Origin of the sequence: Herbiconiux daphne (assembly GCF_024979295.1) — a bacterium.
In the GTDB taxonomy this organism is placed as follows: Bacteria; Actinomycetota; Actinomycetes; order Actinomycetales; family Microbacteriaceae; genus Herbiconiux; species Herbiconiux daphnes.
The window spans coordinates 1-557 of sequence record NZ_JANLCJ010000688.1; the positions used below are offsets into that span (position 1 = coordinate 1).

At 44.7% G+C, this 557-nt stretch carries 1 protein-coding gene; it reads left to right on the forward strand.

The window, feature by feature from the left end; genetic code table 11:
- A partial coding sequence (locus N1032_RS27175; protein WP_259543813.1) for a DUF5309 domain-containing protein occupies positions 1-400 on the forward strand: 400 nt, incomplete at its 5' end.
- Positions 401-557: the final 157 nt, after the last annotated feature.

Genomic DNA, 557 nt, shown 5'->3' on the forward strand with positions numbered 1-557 from the left:
CGATCTGACTAAAGATCTGTACCTGGCAGGCGCACAGCCTAACATCATCATGTTCCACCCTTCACAGGCTAAATTCTTCAGCGGCCTGATGGAGCTGTCTGGTTCTGCTGGTAACCGTCAGCGTATGTTCGACGGTGCTGCCGATACTAAAGTTAATACTTATGTATCTGTACTGGTCGATCCACTTGGACAGGAATTCAAACTGATTCCTAACCGTTTCATGCCTGCTGATAAAGTATTCATCTTCGATCCAAGCGATTGGACTCAGATGGTACTGCGCGCTCCACAGCGCACTAAACTGGCTAAAACCGGTTCATTCGAAAAATGGATGATCGAAATGGAAGTTGGTCTGCGTCATCGCAACCCATTTGCTTCTGGTATCCTGACTTTTAAAGTCTAATCCATAGGTTCGTATATAAGGAGGGGCCTCGAGCCCCTCTTTTTTTGATCTAAATTCAATAAGGAATGAACATGGCCACTATTAAGAACCTTGTTTCCTATGAATTGAATGGTGTAAAAGAATCCTTTGCCAACTGGATTTCTAACCTGTCTCCGAC